Origin of the sequence: Cellulomonas xiejunii (genome assembly GCF_024508315.1) — a bacterium.
GTDB classification, from domain to species: domain Bacteria; phylum Actinomycetota; class Actinomycetes; order Actinomycetales; family Cellulomonadaceae; genus Cellulomonas; species Cellulomonas xiejunii.
Genome location: NZ_CP101987.1, coordinates 2,516,176 through 2,539,668 on the forward strand (window position 1 = coordinate 2,516,176; position 23,493 = coordinate 2,539,668).

Genomic DNA, 23,493 nt, shown 5'->3' on the forward strand with positions numbered 1-23,493 from the left:
TCGGCGAGACGGGCCGGGGCGTCGCGGGGCCGGCGGATACCGGTCCGGGTCGCGCTGGCTGCTGTCCAGGTCCGGACGACCACGCCGGTGTCCCCGTCGGCCCCGCCGACGAGGTGCCGACTGGTGGCGTCACCAGCCTGCTGCGCATGGCACGACGCGAGCTCGGTGCGGCCGCGTCGTCCCCCGCGGGCGGGGAGGACGGGCCATCGGGGACCTGGCCACCGTCCTGGGCCGCACGCTCCATCTCACGACGGCGACGACGCTCTCCGGGTTCACTCATGACGACCTCGATACAACCTGTGCTTGGCGATGTACTGGACAACCCCGTCCGGGACGAGGTACCACACCGGCGCCCCTGCACGCGCACGCGCACGGACGTCGGAGGAGGAGATCGCCAGGGCGGGGACCTCCAGCACGTCGACCCGCCCGGCGGGCAGGCCTTCCACCGACAGCGCGTGGCCCGGACGGGTCACCGCCACGAACCGCGCCATGTCGAACAGCTCGGCAGCATCCTTCCACGTCAGGATCTGCGCGATGGCGTCGGCACCGGTGATGAAGAAGAGGTCGGCGTCCGGACGCTCGTCCTTGAGGTCACGGAGGGTGTCGACCGTGTAGGTCAGGCCCGCGCGGTCGATGTCGACGCGGCTCACGGTGAACCGGGGGTTCGACGCGGTCGCGATCACGGTCATGAGGTAGCGGTGCTCGGCGGGCGACACGTCGACGTGCTGCTTGAACGTGGGGTTGCCCGTCGGGACGAACACGACCTCGTCGAGCTCGAACCGGGCGGCGACCTCGCTCGCCGCCACCAGGTGCCCGTGGTGCACGGGGTCGAACGTGCCGCCCATCACACCGAGGCGTGGGCGGCTGGGGACCTCGACGGTGGCCGGCACCGTCAGTGGCGCGTCCCGACGGACCGGAAGGCGTACGTGACCAGCAGCATCGCCAAGAGCCCGGCGAAGGCGCCGACGCCGAAGACGGCGGGCGCGAAGGGCAGCGCATCGGAGTGCTCGGCGGCCGTCTCGGCTGCGGCGATCAGGGTGGCGTGCACATCGTCCTCCGGCTGGTCCTCAAAGGTCTCTTGCGTGGTCGTCGCGGCGCGCTTCGGTCCTCCGGTGCCGCAACGACACAGTGTCGCACGCAGCGCTGGGAGCCCGGACCACGCCACGACACCCTGTCAGGGGCGGACGTGGCCGTCGCCGTGCACGACCCACTTGGTCGTCGTGAGCTCGGCCAGGCCCATCGGACCACGCGCGTGGAGCTTCTGCGTGGAGATACCGATCTCCGCACCCAGGCCGAACTGGCCGCCGTCGGTGAACCGCGTCGACGCGTTGACGATCACCGCGGCGGCGTCGACCTCGGCGACGAACCGCTCGGCGGCGCGCAGGTCCTGCGTGACGATCGCCTCCGTGTGACCTGTCGACCACTGCCGCACGTGCTCGATCGCCGCGTGCAGGCCGTCGACCACACGCACCGCGAGGTCGAGGGACAGGTACTCGGTCCCCCAGTCCGCGTCCGTCGCCGGGGCGGTGCTCGACCCCTGCGGTGCCCGGAGCAGCGTCGCGTCGTCCCCATGCACCGTCACCCCCGCCTGCGTGAGCGCCGCGAGCGCGGACGGCAGGAACGTGTCGGCGACCTGGCGGTGCACCAGCAACGTCTCCACCGCGTTGCACACCCCGACGCGCTGCGTCTTGGAGTTGAGCAGGATGGCCAGGGCGTCGGCCTGGTCCGCGCTCGCGTCCACGTACAGGTGGCAGTTGCCGACCCCGGTCTCGATGACCGGGACCGTTGCCTCCCGCACGACGGTCGCGATGAGGTCGGCGCCACCGCGGGGCACGAGCACATCGACCAGGCCGCGCGCGTGCATCAGGGCCACCGCGCCGGGCCTGCCCCACGCGTCCACCGACTGCACCAGGTCCCCCGGCAGCCCCTGGGCGACAAGGGCGTCCGCGAGGACCTCGACGACGACCTCGTTGCTGCTCGCGGCCGCCGAGCCACCGCGCAGGATCACCGCGTTGCCGCTCTTCAGCGCGAGTCCGGCGGCGTCCACCGTGACGTTGGGGCGTGCCTCGTAGATCATCCCGACGACGCCCATCGGCACCCGCAGCTGCTGCAGCCGGAGCCCGTTGGGCAGGGTGGAACCGCGCACGACCTCGCCCACGGGGTCGGGCAGCGCCGCGAGCTCACGCAGGGCGTCGGCGATCGCGGCGACGCGCTCGGGGGTCAGCGCGAGGCGGTCGAGCAACCCGGGCGACATGCCGTTGGCGCGTCCGCGCTCCAGGTCCTGGGCGTTCGCGGCCAGGACGCGGTCGGTCGCGCCGACGAGCGCGTCGGCCAGCGCGCGCAGGGCGGCGTCCTTCGTGGCACGGGTCGCGGTCGCGAGCGCACGCGAGGCCTCCCGCGCCCGACGTGCGACGGCGAGGACGGCGACCTCGGGGTCGTCCAGGACGGCGGGCGTCGACTGCTCCAGCGACGTGGTCATGGCGTCCAGGTTAGCCGCGCACGCCCCCGGGACGGCGACCGTCCGCACCTCGGGCGGGTGGCACCCGGTGGTGCGCTCAGCGGCGTCGACGCACGAGGACGAGGTCGTCGCGGTGCACGAGCTCACGGTCGTACCCCGGCCCCAGCGCTGCGCGCAGGTCCCTCGTGCTGCGCCCCAGCAGCTGCGGCACCTCCTCGGCGCCGTACGCGACGAGGCCACGGGCGACGACCTCGCCTCCCGGGTCGACCAGCTCGACCGGGTCCCCGGCCTCGAACACGCCCTCGACGGCCGTGACCCCGGCCGGCAGCAGCGACGTGCGCCGCTCGACGACCGCACGCACAGCGCCCTCGTCGAGCACGAGACGGCCTCGCGTCCGCGCGGCGTGCGCCAGCCACAGGAGGCGGATCGAGCGGCGGCGTCCCGTCGCCGCGAACCAGGTGCCCACGTCGGCACCGGCCAGGCCCGCCGCGGCGTGCGCGACCGACGTGAGGAGCACGGGGATGCCCGACTGCGTCGCGATGGCCACCGACTCGAGCTTGGTGACCATGCCGCCCGTGCCCACCGCGCTGCCGCGCGCCGTGACGTCGATCCCCTGGATCTCGCTCAGCGTGCGCACCTCACCGATGCGTTCCGACCCCGAGCGTGAGGGCGGCCCCGTGTACAGCGCGTCGACGTCCGTGAGCAGTACGAGCGCGTCCGCGTGGACCAGGTGGGACACGAGCGCCGCAAGCCGGTCGTTGTCACCGAAGCGGATCTCGTCGGTCGCCACGGCGTCGTTCTCGTTGATGATGGGCACGACACCCAGGTCCAGCAGCCGGGTCAGCGCGCGGTGCGCGTTGCGGTACTGGCCGCGGCGCCACGTGTCCTCCGCCGTGAGCAGCACCTGGGCGACCGTCGTGCCGTGCGCCGCGAAGGCCCGGGTGTAGTGCGCGACGAGCAGCCCCTGCCCCACCGACGCGGCCGCCTGCTGCGTGGCGAGGTCACGCGGCCGTGCGGCCAGACCGAGCGGGCCGATGCCCGCCGCGATGGCGCCGGAGGACACCAGCACCACCTGCGTGCCGGCGGCACGACGTGCCGCGAGCAGGTCGACCACGGCTGCCAGCCGCTGCGGGTCGAGGTGCCCGTCGGTCGTCGTCAGGGACGACGAACCGACCTTGACGACGATGCGGCTCGCGCCGGGCAGCTGGTCACGTCCCGACAGGGCGGCGGCACTCACGGCACCCATGATGCCTCGCCGCGTGGGCCGCTTCGTGCAGCGACCGGCTCCCGGACGTGCTGTGAGCACGCCCGGGAGGCCGTCGTCAGGCGTCCGGGTCCGTCCAGACGCCCTGCTCGCGCTCCGTCCACATCTCCGCGCGCGCGGCCGCCTTGGCGTCCATGCGCTCGGTGTACTCGCGACGCTTCTGGCCGCGGGTGGGCCGCGACCGGTCCTCGAGGCGCAGGTCGCTGCCGCGGGGCCCACCGAGCAGCTCCGAACCGGTCAGCAGCGTGGGCTCCCAGTCGAACACGACCGAGTTCTCGTCCGGTCCGATGCGCACCTCGTCGCCCGCGACGGCGCCGGCCTTGTAGAGCGCGTCCTCGACCCCCGCGCGGGCCAGCCGGTCGGCGAGGTAGCCGACGGCCTCGTCGTTCGAGAAATCGGTCTGGCGCACCCACCGCTCGGGCTTCTCGCCGCGGATGGAGAACCACACCTGACCGCCGCCCTCGCGGCGCTTGACCGTGAAGCCCGAGTCGTCGACGGCACGCGGGCGCAGCACGACGCGCGTCGCCTCGGCGACGGGGGCGGCACGGCGCGCCGCCCCGACACGCTCGGCCAGGGCGAACGTCAGGGCCCGGAGCCCTTCGTGGGAGGCCGCGGAGATCTCGAAGACCGGAAGGCCGCGGGCTTCGAGCTCGGCGCGGACCAGGTCGGCCAGCTCGCGCGCCTCGGGCACGTCGATCTTGTTGAGGACGACGACGCGGGGACGCTCGACGAGCGGCACCCCGCCCGCAGCGACCTCGAGGTCCTCGGAGTACGCGGCGAGCTCCGCCTCGATCACGTCGAGGTCGGAGACGGGGTCGCGCCCCGACTCGAGCGTCGCGCAGTCGAGCACGTGGACGACGACCGCGCACCGCTCGATGTGCCGCAGGAACTCCAGACCGAGGCCCTTGCCCTGCGACGCCCCGGGGATGAGCCCCGGCACGTCGGCCACCGTGTAGCGGAAGTCACCGGCCTGGACGACGCCGAGGTTCGGCACGAGGGTCGTGAACGGGTAGTCGGCGATCTTCGGCCGCGCCGCGGAGATGGCCGCGACGAGGCTCGACTTGCCCGCCGAGGGGAAGCCGACCAGCGCGACGTCGGCGATGGTCTTGAGCTCGAGCACGACCTGGGCCTCGTCGCCCGGCTCACCGAGGAGGGCGAACCCGGGCGCCTTGCGTCGCGGCGACGCGAGCGCCGCGTTGCCGAGGCCCCCGCGACCACCGGCCGCGACGACGTACCGCGAACCCGCTCCGACGAGGTCCGCGAGGACCGTGCCGTCGGGCGACTTGACGACCGTGCCGTCCGGGACCGGCAGCACGAGGTCCTCGGCCGTCGACCCGCTGCGGTGGTCGCCCATCCCCTGGGTGCCCGACGCGGCGCGCCGGTGCGGCTGGTGGTGGAACGGCAGCAGCGTGGTCACCTGCGGATCGACCTCGACGATCACCGACCCGCCGTTGCCGCCGTTGCCGCCGTCGGGGCCGGCGAGCGGCTTGAACTTCTCGCGGTGGATGGATGCACAGCCGTGCCCACCGTCACCGCCGGTCGCGTGCAGCACGACACGGTCGACGAACGTCGCCACGGCTGGACCTCCTTCGTCTGCGGATGCAGATCTCGATCGTTCATACGCCGAAGGGGCGCACCGGACCGGTGCGCCCCTCCGACCGTGAAGCTGGGGTGTGTCGCGACCTCAGAGGGACGCGACGACGTCGATGACCTTGCGGCCACGACGCGTGCCGAACGCCACCGAACCGGCGGTCAGCGCGAACAGGGTGTCGTCCCCGCCACGGCCGACGTTGTCGCCGGGGTGGAAGTGGGTGCCGCGCTGGCGGACGATGATCTCGCCGGCCTTGACGACCTGACCGCCGAAGCGCTTCACGCCGAGGCGCTGGGCGTTCGAGTCGCGACCGTTGCGCGAGGAGCTCGCGCCCTTCTTGTGTGCCATGACAGACCTGCTCTCCGGGTGCTGCGAAAAGGGATACGGCCGCGTGAGCGGCGCGGGCTCACTTGATGCCGGTGACCTTCAGGCGGGTCAGCTTCTGGCGGTGACCCTGGCGCTTGCGGTAGCCGGTCTTGTTCTTGTACTTGAGGATGTCGATCTTGGGACCCTTCTCGTCCCGCACGACCTCCGCCGTCACCGTCACCTTGGCCAGGGCCTCGGCATCGGTCGTGACCTTCTCGCCGTCGACGAGCAGGAGCGCCGGCAGCTGGACCGACGAACCCGCCCCGGCGGCGAGGCGGTCGACGACGACGACGTCGCCGACGGCGACCTTCTCCTGGCGGCCGCCAGCCTTCACGATCGCGTACACCACGTTGCTGCTCATCTCTGCTCGTCGGACCTGCTCATCGGTGCTTCGTGCGTCCTGCTCGTCGGTGCCGCGGCCCCGCCGGTACCCGCGCACCGCCCAGCCACGAGGCAGGGGGTTCGCGTCGGCGGTGTCATCCGCGGCGCCTGCGCCGGGACCTGCGTACGCCCACCCCGAGAATCCTCGGGGAACCTGGCACGCACGGCTCCCGGCACGCGCGCGACGCACCGACGTTCTAGGGTACGGACCCGCTCGCGCCCGGTCAAACGAGCGCGGCGGGCCCGCCCTGTGGGTCGGTGGTCGCGCGACGGGTCAGCCGTCGGTCGGCGCGGGTGCGCCGTCCGTCGTCGGATCGGTCGCCGCCGGAGGCGTGCCGTCGGCGTCGGGCGCACCGTCGGCCTCCGGCTCCCCGTCGGCGTCCTCGAACACCTCGGGGGCGACCGCGTGCAGCGCGAGCGGCGCGTCCGTCTCGACGGCCCTGGCGTCGGCCGTGGCGGCCACCGGGGCTGCCGTCGCGGCAGGCGGGACGCCCGTAGAGCCCAGCTCCGCCATGACGTCGAGCGTCCCCAGCCGCCGCGTGCCGGCGCCTCGCGTGGCGTCAGGAGCCTGCGCGCCGTCCGTGGGCGTGCCGCCCGCCGGGGCGTCGTCGGCCTCAGCGGGCGCGTCGAGCTCCTCCGGCGCGACCCCGTGCTCGTGCGCGTGCGCAGCGGCTGCGGCGATCGTCGCGAGCGTCGCCTTGACCGCCTCGCGCGCCTCGGGCAGCACCGGGACGGTCGCGTGCTGCACACCGGCGGACTCGGCGGAGCCGCGCTTGCGTCGCGCACGCTTCGACTCGCTCGGCTCCGCGGCCGGCTGCGTGTGCGTCTCGGGACGCCCGCCCTTGCCGACGGGGTCCGTGTGGACGATGAACCCGCGGCCGTGGCAGTGCTCGCAGGTCTCGCTGAACGCCTCGACGAGACCCTGGCCGACACGCTTGCGAGTCATCTGCACGAGCCCGAGCGACGTCACCTCGGCCACCTGGTGCTTGGTCCGGTCACGCCCCAGGCACTCGACGAGCCTGCGCAGCACGAGGTCGCGGTTCGACTCGAGCACCATGTCGATGAAGTCGATGACGATGATGCCGCCGATGTCGCGCAGCCTCAGCTGGCGCACGATCTCCTCGGCCGCCTCGAGGTTGTTGCGCGTGACGGTCTCCTCGAGGGTCCCGCCCGCCCCGGTGAACTTGCCGGTGTTGACGTCCACGACGGTCATCGCCTCGGTGCGGTCGATGACGAGCGAACCACCCGAGGGCAGCCAGACCTTGCGGTCCATGCCCTTGGCGAGCTGCTCGTCCACGCGGTGCACCGTGAAGACGTCCTGCGTGCCCGTCCACTTCTCGGTGCGCGCGGCGAGGTCGGGTGCGAGCTCGCCCACGTAGGTCGAGATCGTCGACCACGCGTCGTCACCCTGCACGACGAGCGACGAGAAGTCATCGTTGAAGATGTCGCGGACGACGCGGATCGCCATGTCGGGCTCGCCCTGCAGGAGTGCGGGGGCGTTCGCCGTCTTCCGCTTCTTCTCGATCGCCTCCCACTGGCCCTGCAGACGGGCGACGTCGGCGCGCAGCTCCTCCTCGGTCGCGCCCTCGGCGGCCGTGCGCACGATGACGCCGGCGGAGTCGGGCACGAGGTCGCGCAGGATCTTCTTGAGACGCGAGCGCTCGATGTCCGGCAGCTTGCGGCTGATGCCTGTCATACCGCCACCGGGCACGTACACGAGGTACCGGCCCGCGAGCGTGATCTGGCTGGTGAGCCGGGCGCCCTTGTGGCCGATCGGGTCCTTGGTCACCTGGACCAGGACCGCGTCGCCCGACTTCAGCGCCTGCTCGATGCGGCGCGGCTGCCCGCCGTCGAGCCCGGCGGCGTCCCAGTTGACCTCGCCCGCGTACAGGACCGCGTTGCGGCCCTTTCCGACGTCGACGAACGCGGCCTCCATGCTCGGCAGCACGTTCTGCACGCGCCCGAGGTACACGTTGCCGACCATCGACGCCTGCGCCTGGTTCGACACGTAGTGCTCGACGAGCACACCGTCCTCGAGGACCGCGATCTGGGTGCGCGAGTCGACCTCGCGCACGACCATCGCGCGCTCGACCGCCTCGCGTCGTGCGAGGAACTCCGCCTCGGTGATGACCTGGCGTCGTCGGCCCGCGTCGCGTCCCTCGCGGCGGCGCTGACGCTTGGCCTCCAGGCGCGTCGACCCCCGCAGCGCCGTGACCTCGTCACCGCTCGAGCGCCGGCGCGGCTCGTCGGCGACCTCGCCGCGGGCACCACGCCGACGCCGCCGCCGACGCCGGCTGGACCCGGTCGAGTCGTCCTCGCCCGCGTCCTCGCTCGCCGACGCCTCGGCCTCGGCGTCCGGCTCGTCCTGCGCGGCAGGCTCGTCAGCCGCGTCGTCGCTGCCCGGCGCGTCGGGCCGGCCCCGACGTCCCCGACCGCCACGGCGCCGGCGGCGGCGCGGCGACGTGCCGTCGTCGTCACCCGCGTCGTCGTCGGTGCCGTCGTCGTCACCGTCCGCGTCGGTGCCGTCGACGTCCACGACCTCCGGCTGCACCTCGTCCTGGGAGTCGTCCTGGGAGTCGTCCTGGTCCTCGAGCTCCGTGGCCTCGTCCTCGACCTCGGCCTGGGCCTTGCGGCCGCGACCGCCGCGGCGCCGACGCGCACGGCCGGAACCCTCGGCGGGAACGCTGTCCGCAGCAGCCTCGCCGGTCGCGTCCGCGCCGGAGCCCTCGACGCCGGTGGGGGCCTGCTCGTCCACGTCGGTGCGTGCCGCGTCCGAGATCTCCTGCGGGGACCCCGCCGAGGCCTGCGCCCGGCGCCTGCGCGTGCGCGGCTCCGGGTCGGCCGCCTGGAAGAGCAGGGCGGTCGTCGCCATGCGGGCACGCGGCGCCGGCTCCTCGGTCCGCACGGGGCCCAGCTCGGCGAGCACGTCGAGCGGCCCGTCCCGGCGCTCGTCGCCCGACGTACCGGCGGGCTCGTCGACCGGCTCGTCGCCGGCGGGGGCCTGCTCCGCGTCCGCGTCCTGCGCGGAACGGGCGGTGCGGCCACCACGTCGACCGGAGCGCCGGCGGCGCGGCGCGCGCTCGGCGGCGTCCTCGGCCAGCGCGTCCGCGACGCCGCTCGCCTCCGGCTCGTCCGCGGGCACCTCGTCGGTCGGAGCGTCGTCGGCGGTGGCGTCGTCGGCGGCGAGATCGTCGTCCGTCGCCGGGGTCTCGCTCGCGGCCTGCGCCGCTTCCTCGTCCTCGACCGGGTCCTCGGCGACGCCCGACGGCGCGGGCTGCACCGGCGCGTCCTGGGTGGCGGGTGCGGCGACGTCGTCGAGCACCACGGTGCGGGTCACGCGGCGCGAGCGCCGTGCGCGGGTCGGCGCGGGCGCCTGCACCGGCTCCTCGGGCGTCTCCACCTCGGGCGCCGCGACCTCGGGCGCCGCGACCTCGGCAGCGACCGGTGCCGCGCCGGCGGACGGCTCGGGGGCCGCCGTCCCGACCTCGGGGGGCGCGACGGGCGCGTCGGCGCCGGGGGTCACGACGTCACGGACGACTCGGCGACGACGCTTGCGGGGGGCCGCCTCGGCGGCGTCGGCTGCATCGGCGTTCTCGGGGCTGTTCACGGGAGACAAAGCGCGTACTCCTGAGCACCGGTGGCCCCGCCCACACGACGTGCGCCCCCGGGCGGTCGGTCGTCGCTCACAGCCGGTGTGACCCGGTGCGGCGACGGAAGTCGTCGGTTGCGGCTGCCGCCCGTCCGGCGCCATCGCCTGCCAGGCCGTCTCGGGGCTCCGGGCTGGAGCCCGCCGAGGGCGGGGCGGCGGCTGGCCTGCACGGTCACTGCTGCGGCGAGCTCACTGGCCCCGACGGTGTGGGCGTCAGGACCAGTCACGAGTATCGCACAGGACCCCGCATCCGCCGTCCGCGTACGGGTGAGTTTCACGACGTGTCGTCAGCACCCGGGACCTTCGTCCTGCCCGGCCGGACCTGCCCGTCCTAGCGTTGATTTGAAGGACTTGCACCCCGAGGTGCGCGCCCGCCCTGGCGCACGCCACGACCCGCCCGGCAGCACGACCGCCCTCGCACACGCCCGGAGACTCCCGTGGACGCCCTCGACCTGGCCCGCTGGCAGTTCGGCATCACGACCGTCTACCACTTCATCTTCGTCCCCCTGACGATCGGGCTCTCGCCGCTCGTCGCCATCATGCAGACCGCCTGGGTCCGCACGGGCAACGAGCGCTGGCTGCGGCTGACGAAGTTCTTCGGCAAGCTCCTGCTGATCAACTTCGCGATCGGCGTGGCCACCGGCATCGTGCAGGAGTTCCAGTTCGGCATGAACTGGTCCGAGTACTCGCGGTTCGTCGGTGACGTCTTCGGGGCGCCGCTGGCGATGGAGGCGCTCGCCGCGTTCTTCGTCGAGTCCACGTTCCTGGGGCTGTGGATCTTCGGCTGGGACAAGCTGCCCAAGAAGATCCACCTCGCCTGCATCTGGGCCGTGGCCATCGCGACGAACCTGTCCGCGTACTTCATCCTCGCGGCCAACTCCTGGATGCAGCACCCGGTGGGCACCACGTTCAACCTCGAGACCGGTCGCGCCGAGATGACCGACATCGTCGCGGTCCTCACGAACCCCACGCTGCTCGCGGCGTTCCCGCACACCATCGCGGCCGCGTTCCTCACCGCGGGCACCTTCGTCGCCGGCATCGCCGCGTGGTGGATGGTGCGGCTCGTGCGCTCGGGGCAGATCGACAAGGCCCGCGACGTGTACCGCCCCGCGGTGGTCCTCGGCCTCGTGACCATGCTGGTCTCCGGCGCCGGCGTGGCGCTGTCAGGCGACTGGCAGGCCAAGCTGATGTTCCAGCAGCAGCCCGCCAAGATGGCCGCCGCCGAGGGCCTGTGCACCACGCAGGAGGGCGCGCCCTTCTCGATCCTGGCGATCGGCGACCTCACGAACGACTGCGCCAACGTGAAGCACATCCTCGAGGTGCCCGGCCTGACGTCCTTCCTGGCGACCAACGACTTCGACGCACCCATCCGCGGCGTGGAGGAGCTCCAGGAGGAGTACGCGCAGTGGATCGCCGAGTGGGACGAGGCCAACGGCGTCTCGTCCGGCGTCGACGAGGACACGCGCTTCTACCCGAACCTGGCCATCACGTACTGGTCCTTCCGCCTCATGATCGGGCTGGGAGCCGGGTCCGCCGCACTGTCGCTGGCCGCGCTGTGGCTGCTGCGCCGCAAGGGCTCGGTCACCGGCAACGTGTGGTTCGGCCGGCTCGGCCTCGCGGCGATTGCGACCCCGTTCCTCGCCTCGGCGTTCGGCTGGATCTTCACCGAGATGGGCCGCCAGCCGTGGGTCGTCGCCCCCAACCCCGACGCGTCCGGCGTCGACGGCGTCTGGCTGCTGACCGCACGCGGCGTCAGCGAGGTCGTGAGCCCCGGCATGGTCCTGTTCTCGATGATCGGGTTCACGCTGCTGTACGGCGTGCTCGCGGTCGCCTGGTTCCGGCTGATGAAGCGGTACGCCGTCGAGGGCGTCGCCGACACCGAGCGTGACCCCAGCCCCGAGGCCAACCCCCCTGCCGACGACGCCGACGGTTCCGACCGTCCGCTGTCCTTCGCCTACTGAGGAGCCCGCCATGGACCTCCCCGTCGTCTGGTTCCTCCTGATCGCCGTGCTGTGGACCGGCTACCTCGTGCTCGAGGGGTTCGACTTCGGCGTCGGCATGCTGCTCGCGATCCTGCCCCGGGGCGACAAGGCCCGCCGGGAGAAGGAACGCCGGCTGATGATCAACACCATCGGCCCCGTCTGGGACGGCAACGAGGTGTGGCTGCTGACCGCGGGCGGCGCGACCTTCGCCGCCTTCCCCGAGTGGTACGCCACGCTGTTCTCGGGCTTCTACCTGCCGTTGTTCCTCATCCTCATCGCCCTCATCGTGCGCGTCGTCGCCTTCGAGTGGCGCGGCAAGATCGACTCCCCCACCTGGCGTGGCTGGGCGGACCGCGCGCTGATCTTCGGCTCGTTCCTCCCCGCCCTGCTGTGGGGGGTCGCGTTCGCCAACCTGGTGCGCGGTGTCGAGCTCGACGCGAACCACCAGTACGTCGGGGGCTTCTTCGCGCTGCTGTCGCCGTTCGCGCTGCTCGGCGGGGTCGTGACGCTGAGCATCTTCCTGACCCACGGCGCGATCTTCCTGGCGATGAAGGTCGACGGCGAGATGCGCGAGCGCGCCGGCGCGTTCGCCGCACGCAGCTCCGTCGTCACGCTCGTCGTCGCCGGTGCCTGGGCGGTGTGGGCCCAGCTGTCGTACAGCGGCAAGGGCTGGACGTGGGCGGCCGTGCTCGTCGCCGCCGCCGCGCTCGTCCTCGTCGTCGGCGCCACCCGGGTGCGTCGCGAGGGCCTGGCGTTCACCGCGTCGGCCGTCGCCATCGTCGCCGCCGTCGTCCTGATCTTCGGCTCGATGTTCCCCGACGTCATGCCCGCGTTCGACCCCGCGAACTCCCTGACGGTCGACAACGCGTCGTCCACCGACTACACGCTGACCGTCATGACGTGGGTCGCCGCGGTCCTCACCCCGGTCGTGCTGCTCTACCAGGGCTGGACCTACTGGGTCTTCCGCAAGCGCCTGACCGTCGAGCACATCCCCGAGGCGACCGGCCTGACCTTCTCCCGCGTCGTCTCGCGGTCCTGACCGTGGTCTGCTGGACGGCGTGAAGCCTCTCGACCCCCGGCTCCTGCGGTATGCGCGGTCCGCGCGCGGGTACCTCGCCCTGACGGTCGCGCTCGGTCTGCTCACCGGCGCGCTCGTCGTGGCGCAGGCGCTGCTCCTCGCGCACGCGCTGGGATCGGCCGTCGCCGACGGGGCGTCCCTCGCGCAGGTCGCCCCGCTGGCGGGCTGGCTCGTCCTCGTCGTGGTGCTGCGCGCGCTGACCGCCGGTGTCCAGGAGCGCTACGCGCACCGTGCGGCGACACGGGCCGTGGCCGAGCTCCGCGAGAGCGTCGTCGCGCACGCCGCGGCCGTCGGTCCGCGACGCGCCGCGCCCGCCGACGGCGCCGGTCTCGTCACCTTGGCGACCCGCGGCCTCGACGCCCTCGAGCCGTACTTCGTGCGGTACCTGCCACAGCTCGTGCTCGCAGCCACGCTGACCCCCGCGACGCTGCTCGTCGTGCTCGACCTGGACTGGGTGTCGGCCGCGATCCTGGCCGGCACGGTGCCGTTGGTGCCGCTGTTCATGTGGCTCGTGGGCGTCATGACGCAGGGCCGCTCGGAACGCGGGCTCGCGACCATGCAGCGCCTCGGGGCGCAGGTGCTCGACCTGCTCGCCGGCCTGTCGACGCTGCGGGCGTTCGGACGCGAGCGCGGGCCGGCCGCGCGCGTCCGGGAGCTCGGGGACGCGCACCGGCGCGCCACGATGGGAACCCTGCGGATCGCGTTCCTGTCCGGCATGGTGCTCGAGCTGCTGACCACGCTCGCGGTCGCGCTCGTGGCGGTCGGCGTCGGCCTGCGGCTCGTCTACGGCCACGTCGATCTCGTGACCGGTCTCGCCGTGCTCGTGCTGGCACCCGAGGTCTTCCAGCCGCTGCGTCAGGTGGGCGCGCACTTCCACGCCTCGACCGACGGTGTCGCGGCGGCGGACCGCGCGTTCGCGGTGCTGGAGGTGCCCGTCGCGGAGGCGGGGACGCTCCCCGCGCCGGACCTCACGCGGGGGACGGTGCGTGCCCGCGGTGTCGCGGTGCGCTCGCGGGGCGCCTGGGCACCGGCACCGCTGGACGTCGACCTCGTCCCGGGACGTGTCGTCGCGCTCGTCGGGCCGTCCGGGGCAGGCAAGTCCACGACGGTCGAGGTCATCCTCGGCCTCCTCCCGCCGGACGCGGGGCACGTCGAGCTGGTCGCCGCCGACGGCACCGTGACGGAGCTGGCGGACGTGGACGTGCACGACTACTGGCGGCAGGTGACGTGGCTGCCGCAGCGGCCCGTGCTGGAGCCAGGGACGCTCGAGGAGGTCCTGGGCGCGGCGACGCGTGCGGATCGCGACCGCGCCGCCGCCCTCACCGGGCTCGACACGGTCGTCGCGGGGCTGCCCGACGGGTGGGGCACGACGCTGGGCGGTGGTGGCACCGGGCTGAGCGTGGGCCAGCGGCAGCGTCTCGCGCTCACGCGTGCACTGCTGCGGCCCAGCCCCGTGGTCGTGCTCGACGAACCCACGGCACACCTCGACGCGGCCGGCGAGCAGGTCGTGCTCGCGACCCTGGACGCCCTGCGCGACGCCGGGTGCGCCGTCCTGCTCGTCGCCCACCGCGAGTCTCTCGCGAGCCGCGCGGACGACGTCGTGCACGTCGCGTCGGCGTCCGACGCCGGGACCGACAGTCCACCCCTCGCCGCGCCCGAGGTGCACCGATGACCGCGCCCCTGCCGTCCTCCCCGTCACCGGCCGCCACCGCGTCGCGTCCGCCGCGTGGCACGCTGCGGCGCGCCGTCCGGCTGCTCGACGTCGACCCGCGGCGCGTCGCTCTGGCGGTCCTGCTCGGCACCCTCGCGCTGGGGTCCGCGGTCGCGCTCGCCGCAGTGGCCGCGTGGCTCATCGCACGGGCGTCCCAGATGCCACCGGTCCTCGAGCTGTCGGTCGCGACCGTGGCGGTACGGACCTTCGGCATCAGCCGCGGACTCATGCGCTACCTCGAGCGGCTCGTGTCGCACGACATCGCCCTGCGCGGCATGGCCGACCTGCGGGTGACCCTGTACGAGCGACTCGCCGCGGGGTCGCCGCAGGCCCTGCTCTCGGTGCGCCGCGGCGACCTGCTCGCGCGTGTGGGTGCCGACGTCGACGCCGTCGGTGACGTCGTGGTCCGCGGCCTGCTGCCGGCCGCCGTCGCGGTCACCCTGGGCACCGGCACGTCGATCGCCATGGCGCTGTTCTGGCCGCCCGCCGGGCTCGCGCTCGCGGTGTGCCTGCTGGCCGCGGGCGTGCTCGCGCCGTGGCTCGCGGCGCGCGGTGCCCGCACGGCCGAGGAGCGCGGCGTGCAGGCGCGGGCGCGCATGAGCGCGACGGCGCTCGGCGTGCTCGACGACGCCGGCCCGCTCGCGGTCTCCGGCCGGCTGCCGGGCGAGCTCGACGCGCTGCGCGCGGCCGACACCGACCTGGCCCGCGCGACGGACGCCGGCGCGCGGCCCGCCGCGCTCGCGGCGGCCATCGGCCAGCTCGCGGTCGGGGTGGCCGTGGTCGCCGCGCTCGTGACCGGCGTGCCGGCCGTGGCTGCGGGTCTGCTCGCGCCGGTCGAGCTGGCGGTCATCGTCCTGACGCCGCTGGCTGCCTTCGAGGCGACGTCCCTGCTGCCGGCGGCCGCGGTGCAGGTGCAGCGGTCGCGGGCTGCCGCGGCGCGCGTGCTGGCGCTCGTCGACAGCGCCGGCAGCCCCGTCACGCCCGCTGCCGTGACCCCGCCGGCCGCCACCGGCACGACCGGCCGCTCCCCCGGCCCGGTCCTCGTCGCGACCGGCCTCACCTGCGGCTGGCCGGGCCGGGCACCGGCGGTCGCGGGCGTCGACCTCACGCTCGCGCCGGGCAGGCGCCTGGCCGTCGCCGGACCCAGCGGGGAGGGCAAGACGACGCTCCTGCTGACGCTCGCGGGCCTGCTGCCGCCCGTCGCGGGCGCCGTGACCCTCGACGGCGTCCCGCTCGCGAGCGCGGACGGCGGGCGCGTGACGGGTGACGTCGTCATGACCGGCGAGGACGCCCACGTGTTCGGCACCTCGGTCCTGGAGAACCTGCGCGTCGCGCGCGGCGACGTGACGACGGGCGAGGCGACGGACGCGCTGCGCCGGGTGGGCCTCGGGCCGTGGCTCGCGGACCTGCCCGACGGCCTCGACACGCTCATCGGATCCGACGCGCGCACCGTGTCCGGCGGAGAGCGCCGCCGCCTCCTGCTGGCCCGGGCGCTCGTGTCCGACGCGCCCCTGCTGCTGGTCGACGAGCCTGCTGAGCACCTCGACCCGCGCACCGCGGACGCGGTCCTCGACGAGCTGTGGCACGCACCGCCGACCCGGGACGGCACCGCGCGCGGCGTCCTGGTGGTCAGTCACCGCCTCGCACCGCTCGCCGCCGCGGACGAGGTGCTGTGGCTCGCGGGAGGACGCGTGGCGGCCCGCGGCACCCACGAGGACCTGACGGCTCGCGTGCCCGGCTACCGTGAAGCCGTGCAGGCCGAGCAGCAGGAGACGTCGTGAGCGAGCACCGAGGCGAGATGCGTGAGGTCGCCGGACGGCTGCCGGTCCCGGGGGCGCCGTTCGAGCGCGGGGTCCTCGTCGACACCGCGCCGGACCCCGCGCCCCTCACGGGTGATGCGCTGACCGACCTGCTCGGGGCGATGCTCGCGGTCGCGGGGCACCTCGAGCTGCCGGCCGTGCTCGACCGGTTCGTCCAGCTCAGCGCCGAGCTCACGTCCGCCCGCTTCGCGGCGATCAACGTCCTCGACCACACCGGCACGTCCACCACGTTCGTCTACACGGGCGTCCCGACGGCTGTCGCACGCGCGATGCGGCACCCCCCGCACGCCCAGGGTGTGCTCGGGCAGATCCCCGTGAACGGCGTCCTGCGCCTGGACGACCTCACCCAGCACCCGTCGTTCCAGGGCTGGCCCGCCCACCACCCGCCGATGGGGTCCTTCCTCGGCGCGTCGGTGAAGGTCGGCGAGCACGTCTACGGCCAGCTCTACCTGTCCGAGAAACAGGGCGGCGGGACGTTCACCACCCGGGACGAGCACATGGTCCTGGCACTCGCCGCCGCGGCGGGGGTGGCCGTCGCGAACGCGCAGCTGTACGCCGAGTCCGAGCGGCGCGAGCACTGGCTGCGTGCCGGTCAGGACATCACCACGATGCTCCTGGAGGGGGTGGACGAGGAGTCCGCCCTCGAGCACGTCGCACGCACCGCGCGGGAGGTCGCGGGTGCCGACACCGCGGCGCTCGCGCTGCCGGGGATGGGCGGGGAGCTGTTCATCGAGCTCGCCGACGGCTACCGCGCGGCGGAGCTCACCGGCCTGGTCATGCCACGCGGCGGCCGCGCCTGGACCGTGCTCGAGGAGGGCCACGGCCTGCTCACGCCGTCGCTGTCGGCGTCCCGCACCGTCAAGCTCGACGAGATGCGCGCGTTCGGGCCCGCGATGTTCGCGCCGCTGCACTCGTCCGGACGCGGTGTGGGCGTCCTGGTGCTGATGCGGCGTATCGGGGCCGTCCCGTTCGACGAGAGCGACCTCGCCACCGCCGAGTCGTTCGCGGCGCAGGCAGCCCTCGCGTACGTCCTCGCCGAGGCGCGGCACGCGCAGGACGTCGCCGCGCTGCTCGACGAGCGCGAGCGCATCGCGCGCGACCTGCACGACCTGGCGATCCAGCAGCTGTTCGCCACGGGCATGCAGCTGGAGACGGTGCGCCGGCGCGCAGCCCGGGGCGTCGACCCGCAGGAGCTCATCAGCATCGTCGAGGAGGCCCTCGACAACGTCGACAGCTCGGTGCGCGAGATCCGCCAGATCGTCTACGCGCTGCGTGACCCCGACGCGGCCACCGGCCTGGTGGAGCGGCTGCGTCGTGAGACGTCCCTGGCCCGCACGGGACTCGGGTTCGCGCCGTCGCTCGTCCTCTCGCTCGACGGCGAGGGCCTGTCGCCCGGCGACGGCGAGGCCGAGGACCGGATCGACGAGCGCCTCGAGCAGGAGCTCACCGACGACGTCGTCGCGGTCGTGCGGGAGGGTCTGGCCAACGCCGCGCGCCACGCGCACGCCTCGTCGGTGAGCGTGCGCGTCGCCGTCCGCGGCTCCGGCCCGACCGGGTCCGTCGAGGTCGACGTCGAGGACGACGGCGCGGGCCTGCCGGCGGAGCGTGAGCGCAGCTCCGGCACCGGCAACCTCGCGTCACGGGCCCGCCAGCACGGGGGCACGTTCAGCCTCGGTGCGGCTCCCAGCGGCAAGGGCTCCCTGCTGAGCTGGCAGGCCCCGCTCGGCTGAGACGCCAGGGGCCGTGCCGGGGTGGCGCGCGACGCGCGTGCGCCACCCCGTGTGCGACCTCAGTGCCCGGGCTCGGCCCGCCAGCCGGAGTTCTTGCGCGACGCGACCCACGCGGCCACCTGCGTGCGGCGCTGCAGCCCCATCTTCGCCAGCAGCGACGTGATGTGGTTCTTGACGGTCTTCTCGGCGACGCCCAGCCGCTCGGCGATCTCACGGTTGGACATGCCCTCACCGATGAGGTCGAGGACGCGCAGCTCGCTCGGCGTCAGCGACTCCGTGGGGTCCTCGTGCCCGGCGCGGCGACGCGCGACCGTGCGGTCGTCCAGGAGCGTGCGACCGGCGGCCACGGCGCGGATCACGTCGGTGATCTCCGCTCCGCGCACGCTCTTGAGCAGATAGGCGGACGCGCCGGCGTCCAGGGCCAGGGCGAGGGCGTCGTCGTCGTCGAACGACGTCAGGACGATCGCGCGCGCGTCCGGCAGCGTCTCACGCACCGCCTTCATCAGGTCGATGCCCGTGCCGTCCGGCAGCTGCAGGTCGACCAGCAGCACCTGCGGCCGCACCAGCGTGGCACGTCGGACGCCGTCGGCCACCGAACCCGCCTCCGCGACGACGGTCATGCCGTCCGTGCGCTCGACGACCTCGGCTATCCCACGACGGACGACCTCGTGGTCGTCGACGATCATGACGGAGATGGACCCTGGCCGACCGCCCCCGGGGGGCGTCGGCGTGGACTGGCTCGTGGCTGACACCGTGGCATCGTATCGACCCATGACCCTGATACTGCTCCCGACCGCTGTCGACGGCGCGCCCGAGCTGCCGGCGGACGTCACCGTCGTGCGGTACGACGTGGCGGCACCGCCCCCACCGCAGGCCGCGGACGCCGACGCGGTCGTCGTGTGGGGCAACCCCGCCGACCGCCTCGCCGAGCTCGCGGCGGCTGCACCGCGGGTCCGCTGGGTCCAGACGCTGGCCGCCGGACCGGACGCCGTCCTCGCTGCGGGCTTCGGCCCCGACGTGGTCGTGACCAACGGACGCGGGCTGCACGACGCCACGGTCGCCGAGCACGTGCTCGCCCTGCTGCTGGCGTCCGTGCGGTCGGTGCCGGCGATGGTGGTCGCCCAGGCGGAGCACCGCTGGGCGGACGAGCTGGGTGGCCTGCAGCCGTTGCACGCGCCGGACCGCGTGAGCACGCTGATCGACGCCAACGTGACCGTGTGGGGCTTCGGGTCGATCGCCGCACGTCTCGCCCCGCTGCTCGTCGGCCTCGGCGCGCACGTCACGGGCGTCGCCACGACCGGCGGGGACCGGTACGGGTTCCCCGTCGTCACCCCGCGGGGCCTGCCGGACATCCTGCCCCGCACGGACGTGCTCGTGGGGCTCCTGCCCGCGCTCGAGACGACCCACCACGCCATCGGACGGGACGTGCTGTCCCTGCTGCCGCGGCACGCGCTGGTGGTCAACGCCGGTCGGGGGTCGACGCTCGACGAGGACGCACTCGTGGACGCCCTGCGGACCGGTGGCATCGCCGCCGCCGCGCTCGACGTGTTCGCCACGGAACCCCTGCCTGCGTCCTCGCCGCTCTGGGACGAGCCGCGCGTCCTGGTCAGCCCGCACGCCGCCGGCGGCCGCCCCGTCGGCTGGGAGTCGCTCGTCGCCGACAACGTCGCACGGTTCGTCGCGGGCGCCGCCCTGCGCAACGTCGTCCCGCGCTGACGTCCGCTCCCCCGCGGCGCCGGGCGACTGACGGTCACCACCCGGCCGGGACGGTCAGGCGCGGCGGGGCCGCGGACGCGGTTGGCACCGCGGGCAGGTGTACGACGAGCGGTTGGCGAACGCGTCGCGCCGGACGAGGGTCCCGCACCGGCGGCAGGGACGGCCGTCCTGCCCGTAGACGGCCAGGGACCGGTCGAAGTAGCCGGACGCCCCGTTGACGTCGACGTACAGCGCGTCGAAGCTCGTGCCGCCCTGCTCGAGCGCCTCCGTCATGACCTCGGTCGCGGCGTCGAGCAGGCGTTCGGCGTCCGTGGCGCGCAGCGCCGCCGTGGGCCGCGTCCCGTGCAGCCGGGCCCGCCACAGCGCCTCGTCGGCATAGATGTTGCCGACCCCGGAGACGAGGGTCTGGTCCAGCAGCGCGCGCTTCACCTCCGTGCGTCGTGTCCGCATCGCGGCGACCACGGCGCGCCGGTCCAGCGCCGGGTCCAGCAGGTCCCGCGCGATGTGGGCGACCGGCAGCGGCACCACGTCCCGCGCGGCCCCGCACCCGCCGGGCGCGCCGTCGGGCGTCGTGACCAGGTCGGGGACGGACAGGTGGCCGAACGTCCGCTGGTCGACGAAGTCGAGCGCCGAGCCGTCGTCGAGGACCAGCCGGACCCGCAGGTGCGGGTGCTCGACCCAGCCCACCGGTCCCGACGGGACGGCACCCTCGGTGACCCCGGACGCCCGCGCGTCGACGACGTGGGCGCCGCGGACGAGGAGCTGTCCGCTCATGCCGAGGTGCGCCAGGAGGGCGTCGTCGCCTCTGCCGGCGCCCTCGTCCAGCAGGAGCCACAGGAACTTGCCCCGACGTACCGCGGCCTCCAGTCGTCGGCCGGTCAGCCGCGCCGCGAAGTCGAGCGGGCCGGCCTCGTGGCGACGCACCGAGTAGTCGCGCCGCACATCCACGTCGACGACGGTCCGGCCCAGGACGTGCCGTGCGAGCCCGTCGCGGACCGTCTCCACCTCGGGCAGCTCGGGCACGCGTCAGCCCGGGTCGACGGAAGGGGCCTCGTCCTGAGCCGCGTCGCGCAGCGCGGTGAGCGCGGCCCAGGCCGCCGACGCGGCCTCCTGCTCGGCGATCTTCTTGGCTGGGCCGGTGCCCGAGCCCCTTACCTCGCCACCGACGACGGCGCGGGCCGTGAACGTCCGGGCGTGGTCCGGGCCCTCGCCCGTGACCTCGTAGTACGGCGCTCCGAGACCCAGCGACGCGGAGAGCTCCTGCAGCGACGTCTTCCAGTCGAGCCCGGCGCCCAGGTCGGCGGCTGCGGTGAGCGTCGGCCGGACGAGCCGGTCGACGAGGACGCGCGCCGTCTCGAGCCCGTGCGAGAGGTAGACGGCACCGAAGACCGCCTCCAGCGTGTCCGACAGGATCGAGTCCTTGTCCTTGCCGCCGGTGGCGAGCTCACCCTTGCCGAGCAGCACGTAGCTGCCGAGGTCGAGCGTGCGCGCGACCTGCGCCAGGGCGCGCTGCGACACGGTCGCGGCGCGCATCTTGGCGAGGTCGCCCTCGGAGTTGCCGGGATGCGTGCGGTAGAGGTGCTCGGTCACGACGAGACCCAGCACCGTGTCGCCCAGGAACTCCAGACGCTCGTTGGTGGGGATGCCACCGGCCTCGTGGGCGAACGAGCGGTGCGTGAGCGCGAGCACGAGAAGCTCGGGGTCCAGGGGGACCCCGAGCTTCTCCAGGAGCGTGTCCGCTGCCGTGCTCATGCGACGCCGGTCGGAACGGATCTGCCGGTCATCGGACCGCGAGGGTCAGACAGCCTCGTGCTCGCTGCGCACGGCCTCGACGTAGCGACGGCCGTTGTACGCACCGCACGAGGGGCACGCGATGTGCGGCCGCGTCTGCGACTTGCACTGGGGGCAGCTGGTGAGCGTCGTGGCAGTGGTCTTCCACTGCGACCGACGCGCACGGGTGTTGCTGCGCGACATCTTGCGCTTCGGAACCGCCACGGTCAGCTCTCTCTCTTCTCGTCGTCAGTGCCCTGCAGGCCGCCGAGGGCAGCCCACCGGGGGTCGATCGTCTCATGCGCGTGGTCCAGGTCGTCGGCGAGCCGCGCCCCGCACTCCGAGCACAGGCCCGGGCAGTCCTCCCGGCACAGGGGCCGGAAGGGCAGCGCAGGCACGACCGCGTCACGCAGTGCGGGCTCGAGGTCGACGAGGTCGCCCTCCAGCTCACGCACGTCCTCGTCCTCGTCACCGCTCGCTGCCGCGGCGTCGGCGCGCTCGGGGTACACGTACAGCTCCTGCAGCGGCGCGTCGACTGGCTCGACCACCCGCTCCAGGCACCTCACGCACTCCCCGACGGCTTCGCCGCGGATCGATCCGGAGACCAGGACCCCTTCCATGACCGCCTCGAGCCGAAGATCCAGCTCCAGGTCGCTCCCGGCAGGGATGCCGATCATGCCGCTGCCGAGCTCGTCAGGTGCCGCGACCGTCCGCTGCACCTTCCGCATCGATCCCGGACGTCGGCCGAGCTCGTGTGTCTCGAGCACGAACGGCGAGCTGGCATCGAGGTGGGATGGGCGCACGGTCCGGTCCCCTCGTTTCCAGGTGGCACCGGGCGCGGGCGCGCGGCACCTAGTTGCGGCAATGACGACTCGGCCCACGCCACGACCGGCAGGACCAACCGAGAACTCTACGGCACGCGGTGCGCTGCCCCAAACCGGCGTCGCTCGCCGCGGCGGGAGCCGCTACGCGTTCTCACCCGGCACCAGGCGGCCCGCCAGCTTCGCGCGTCCCGCCTGGACCTGCGACAGCACCTTGCCCAGGTCGATCTCGAAGTCCGCCAGCCGCCGGTCGCAGTAGTCGTCCGCGTCACGGCGCAGCGACTCCGCCGTCTCCTGCGCCTCCGCGAGGATCTCGGCGGCCCGCGTCTGGGCGGCCGTCACGACGCTCTCCTGCTCCACGAGCGCAGCCGCGCGGCTGCGGGCACGGGCCAGGACCGCGTCGGCCTCCGCCTGCGCCGCGGCCCGCGCGGCATCCGCGTCGGCCAGGACCTCGTCCGCCTGGTGCAGCTGGGACGGCAGCGCCGCCCGCACCTGGTCGACGAGCTCCAGGATCTCCGCCCGGTTCACCAGGACGGACGAGGACATCGGCATCGCCCGCGCCTGCGTCACCGCGTCCTCGAGCGCGTCGAGCACACCACCGACACCTTCCGTCCGCTCCACGTCGTGGTCCACGTGCTCCGTCATCGTCAGTCCTCTCCCCCGACGCCCGGGACCGGCGCCAGTGCCTGTCGCACCGCTGCCGCCACCTCGGGCGTCACCATGTCGTCGATCGGTCCCCCGTGCCGTGCCACGTCCTTGACCAGGGACGACGCGATGTGCGCACGCGCCGGGTCGCCCAGGACGAATACCGTCTCCACGCCGGACAGGTGCCGGTTCATCAGTGCCATCGCGAGCTCCGCGTCGAGGTCGGCACCGCTGCGCAGCCCCTTGACCACCGCGCACGCCCCGACGTCGCGCACGAGGTCGATGAGCAGCCCGTCCGTCGACACGACCCGCACGCCCTCCCACCCCGCCAGCGCATCGGTCGCCAGCCGGACCCGTTCGTCGGGCGACAGCAGCGACCGCTTCGAGGAGTTGTGCGCCACGGCCACGACGACCTCGTCGAACATCGACCGAGCGCGCCGGACGACGTCCACGTGACCGAGCGTGATCGGGTCGAACGACCCGGGGCAGACGGCGGTGCTCACGGACGCCA

Annotated in this window: 21 protein-coding genes; 6 read left to right on the forward strand and 15 right to left on the reverse strand. The window is 74.1% G+C overall.

Annotated elements, in window-relative coordinates; translation table 11 throughout:
- Positions 1-272 precede the first annotated feature (272 nt).
- The 8 genes from nadD to NP048_RS11505 all read right to left on the reverse strand — a co-directional run bounded on the left by nadD (position 273) and on the right by NP048_RS11505 (position 9,676).
- Positions 273-890 (reverse strand): nicotinate-nucleotide adenylyltransferase, encoded by a 618-nt coding sequence (gene nadD / locus NP048_RS11470; protein WP_227575733.1) that lies wholly within the window; start codon positions 888-890, stop codon positions 273-275.
- 2 nt (positions 891-892) lie between these two features.
- The gene (locus NP048_RS11475; protein ID WP_227575734.1) at positions 893-1,048 is read right to left on the reverse strand and encodes a hypothetical protein; all 156 of its coding nucleotides are present in this window, start codon (positions 1,046-1,048) and stop codon (positions 893-895) included.
- Between the two features lie 126 nt (positions 1,049-1,174).
- On the reverse strand, positions 1,175-2,479 hold the full coding sequence (locus tag NP048_RS11480; RefSeq protein ID WP_227575735.1) for a glutamate-5-semialdehyde dehydrogenase: 1,305 nt from the start codon (positions 2,477-2,479) through the stop codon (positions 1,175-1,177).
- Positions 2,480-2,555: 76 nt separating this feature from the next.
- On the reverse strand, positions 2,556-3,704 hold the full coding sequence (proB, locus tag NP048_RS11485; protein ID WP_227575736.1) for a glutamate 5-kinase: 1,149 nt from the start codon (positions 3,702-3,704) through the stop codon (positions 2,556-2,558).
- Between the two features lie 76 nt (positions 3,705-3,780).
- Complete coding sequence (obgE, locus tag NP048_RS11490) at positions 3,781-5,298, reverse strand: GTPase ObgE (RefSeq protein WP_227575737.1); 1,518 nt, start codon at positions 5,296-5,298, stop codon at positions 3,781-3,783.
- 108 nt (positions 5,299-5,406) lie between these two features.
- Positions 5,407-5,661, reverse strand: a complete 255-nt coding sequence (rpmA, locus tag NP048_RS11495) for a 50S ribosomal protein L27 (RefSeq protein WP_227575738.1) — start codon at positions 5,659-5,661, stop codon at positions 5,407-5,409.
- 58 nt (positions 5,662-5,719) lie between these two features.
- Entirely contained in the window at positions 5,720-6,028 is a 309-nt protein-coding gene (gene rplU / locus NP048_RS11500) for a 50S ribosomal protein L21 (protein ID WP_227576003.1), read from the reverse strand.
- Positions 6,029-6,334: 306 nt separating this feature from the next.
- Complete coding sequence (locus NP048_RS11505) at positions 6,335-9,676, reverse strand: Rne/Rng family ribonuclease (protein WP_227575739.1); 3,342 nt, start codon at positions 9,674-9,676, stop codon at positions 6,335-6,337.
- A gap of 470 nt (positions 9,677-10,146) precedes the next feature.
- Between NP048_RS11505 and NP048_RS11510 the strand changes: the two genes are divergently transcribed.
- Genes NP048_RS11510 through NP048_RS11530 form a run of 5 tightly spaced genes read left to right on the forward strand, consistent with a single transcriptional unit; the run spans position 10,147 to position 18,030 of the window.
- A complete protein-coding gene (locus NP048_RS11510) occupies positions 10,147-11,670 on the forward strand; it encodes a cytochrome ubiquinol oxidase subunit I (protein WP_227575740.1) in 1,524 nt (507 codons plus the stop codon).
- A gap of 10 nt (positions 11,671-11,680) precedes the next feature.
- Positions 11,681-12,730 (forward strand): cytochrome d ubiquinol oxidase subunit II, encoded by a 1,050-nt coding sequence (cydB, locus tag NP048_RS11515; RefSeq protein WP_227575741.1) that lies wholly within the window; start codon positions 11,681-11,683, stop codon positions 12,728-12,730.
- 19 nt (positions 12,731-12,749) lie between these two features.
- Positions 12,750-14,441 carry a thiol reductant ABC exporter subunit CydD gene (cydD, locus tag NP048_RS11520; protein ID WP_227575742.1) on the forward strand — a complete coding sequence of 564 codons (1,692 nt, stop codon included), beginning with the start codon at positions 12,750-12,752 and terminating at the stop codon, positions 14,439-14,441.
- Entirely contained in the window at positions 14,438-16,261 is a 1,824-nt protein-coding gene (cydC, locus tag NP048_RS11525) for a thiol reductant ABC exporter subunit CydC (protein WP_227575743.1), read from the forward strand. Before cydD ends, cydC begins: the two co-directional genes overlap by 4 nt.
- A complete protein-coding gene (locus tag NP048_RS11530) occupies positions 16,258-18,030 on the forward strand; it encodes a sensor histidine kinase (protein ID WP_227575744.1) in 1,773 nt (590 codons plus the stop codon). The genes cydC and NP048_RS11530 overlap by 4 nt, the downstream gene beginning before the upstream one ends.
- A gap of 59 nt (positions 18,031-18,089) precedes the next feature.
- Here the strand turns inward: NP048_RS11530 and NP048_RS11535 are convergent, their stop codons facing one another.
- A complete protein-coding gene (locus NP048_RS11535) occupies positions 18,090-18,716 on the reverse strand; it encodes a response regulator (protein ID WP_227576004.1) in 627 nt (208 codons plus the stop codon).
- Between the two features lie 85 nt (positions 18,717-18,801).
- On the opposite strand from NP048_RS11535, the gene NP048_RS11540 reads away from it, so the two are divergent.
- Positions 18,802-19,746 (forward strand): NAD(P)-dependent oxidoreductase, encoded by a 945-nt coding sequence (locus tag NP048_RS11540; RefSeq protein WP_227575745.1) that lies wholly within the window; start codon positions 18,802-18,804, stop codon positions 19,744-19,746.
- A gap of 54 nt (positions 19,747-19,800) precedes the next feature.
- Here NP048_RS11540 and mutM read toward each other — a convergent pair whose 3' ends face one another.
- The 6 genes from mutM to coaD form a co-directional block, all read right to left on the reverse strand.
- Complete coding sequence (gene mutM, locus NP048_RS11545; protein ID WP_227575746.1) at positions 19,801-20,769, reverse strand: bifunctional DNA-formamidopyrimidine glycosylase/DNA-(apurinic or apyrimidinic site) lyase; 969 nt, start codon at positions 20,767-20,769, stop codon at positions 19,801-19,803.
- A gap of 3 nt (positions 20,770-20,772) precedes the next feature.
- A complete protein-coding gene (gene rnc, locus NP048_RS11550) occupies positions 20,773-21,498 on the reverse strand; it encodes a ribonuclease III (protein WP_227575747.1) in 726 nt (241 codons plus the stop codon).
- A gap of 45 nt (positions 21,499-21,543) precedes the next feature.
- Complete coding sequence (rpmF, locus tag NP048_RS11555; protein WP_227575748.1) at positions 21,544-21,741, reverse strand: 50S ribosomal protein L32; 198 nt, start codon at positions 21,739-21,741, stop codon at positions 21,544-21,546.
- A gap of 2 nt (positions 21,742-21,743) precedes the next feature.
- Positions 21,744-22,283 carry a YceD family protein gene (locus NP048_RS11560; protein ID WP_227575749.1) on the reverse strand — a complete coding sequence of 180 codons (540 nt, stop codon included), beginning with the start codon at positions 22,281-22,283 and terminating at the stop codon, positions 21,744-21,746.
- Positions 22,284-22,481: 198 nt separating this feature from the next.
- A complete protein-coding gene (locus tag NP048_RS11565) occupies positions 22,482-22,982 on the reverse strand; it encodes a hypothetical protein (RefSeq protein ID WP_227575750.1) in 501 nt (166 codons plus the stop codon).
- A gap of 2 nt (positions 22,983-22,984) precedes the next feature.
- Positions 22,985-23,485 carry a pantetheine-phosphate adenylyltransferase gene (coaD, locus tag NP048_RS11570; RefSeq protein ID WP_227575751.1) on the reverse strand — a complete coding sequence of 167 codons (501 nt, stop codon included), beginning with the start codon at positions 23,483-23,485 and terminating at the stop codon, positions 22,985-22,987.
- Positions 23,486-23,493 lie beyond the last annotated feature (8 nt).

What these genes read in the sequence shown, in the direction of transcription:
- cydC (WP_227575743.1), top strand. Translation starts at nt 14,438, where the DNA reads ATGACCGCGCCCCTGCCGTCCTCCCCGTCACCGGCCGCCACCGCGTCG.
- NP048_RS11565 (WP_227575750.1), bottom strand. Translation starts at nt 22,982, where the DNA reads ATGACGGAGCACGTGGACCACGACGTGGAGCGGACGGAAGGTGTCGGT.
- rnc (WP_227575747.1), bottom strand. Translation starts at nt 21,498, where the DNA reads ATGAGCACGGCAGCGGACACGCTCCTGGAGAAGCTCGGGGTCCCCCTG.
- NP048_RS11540 (WP_227575745.1), top strand. Translation starts at nt 18,802, where the DNA reads ATGACCCTGATACTGCTCCCGACCGCTGTCGACGGCGCGCCCGAGCTG.
- NP048_RS11480 (WP_227575735.1), bottom strand. Translation starts at nt 2,479, where the DNA reads ATGACCACGTCGCTGGAGCAGTCGACGCCCGCCGTCCTGGACGACCCC.
- rpmA (WP_227575738.1), bottom strand. Translation starts at nt 5,661, where the DNA reads ATGGCACACAAGAAGGGCGCGAGCTCCTCGCGCAACGGTCGCGACTCG.
- proB (WP_227575736.1), bottom strand. Translation starts at nt 3,704, where the DNA reads ATGGGTGCCGTGAGTGCCGCCGCCCTGTCGGGACGTGACCAGCTGCCC.
- NP048_RS11535 (WP_227576004.1), bottom strand. Translation starts at nt 18,716, where the DNA reads ATGATCGTCGACGACCACGAGGTCGTCCGTCGTGGGATAGCCGAGGTC.
- cydB (WP_227575741.1), top strand. Translation starts at nt 11,681, where the DNA reads ATGGACCTCCCCGTCGTCTGGTTCCTCCTGATCGCCGTGCTGTGGACC.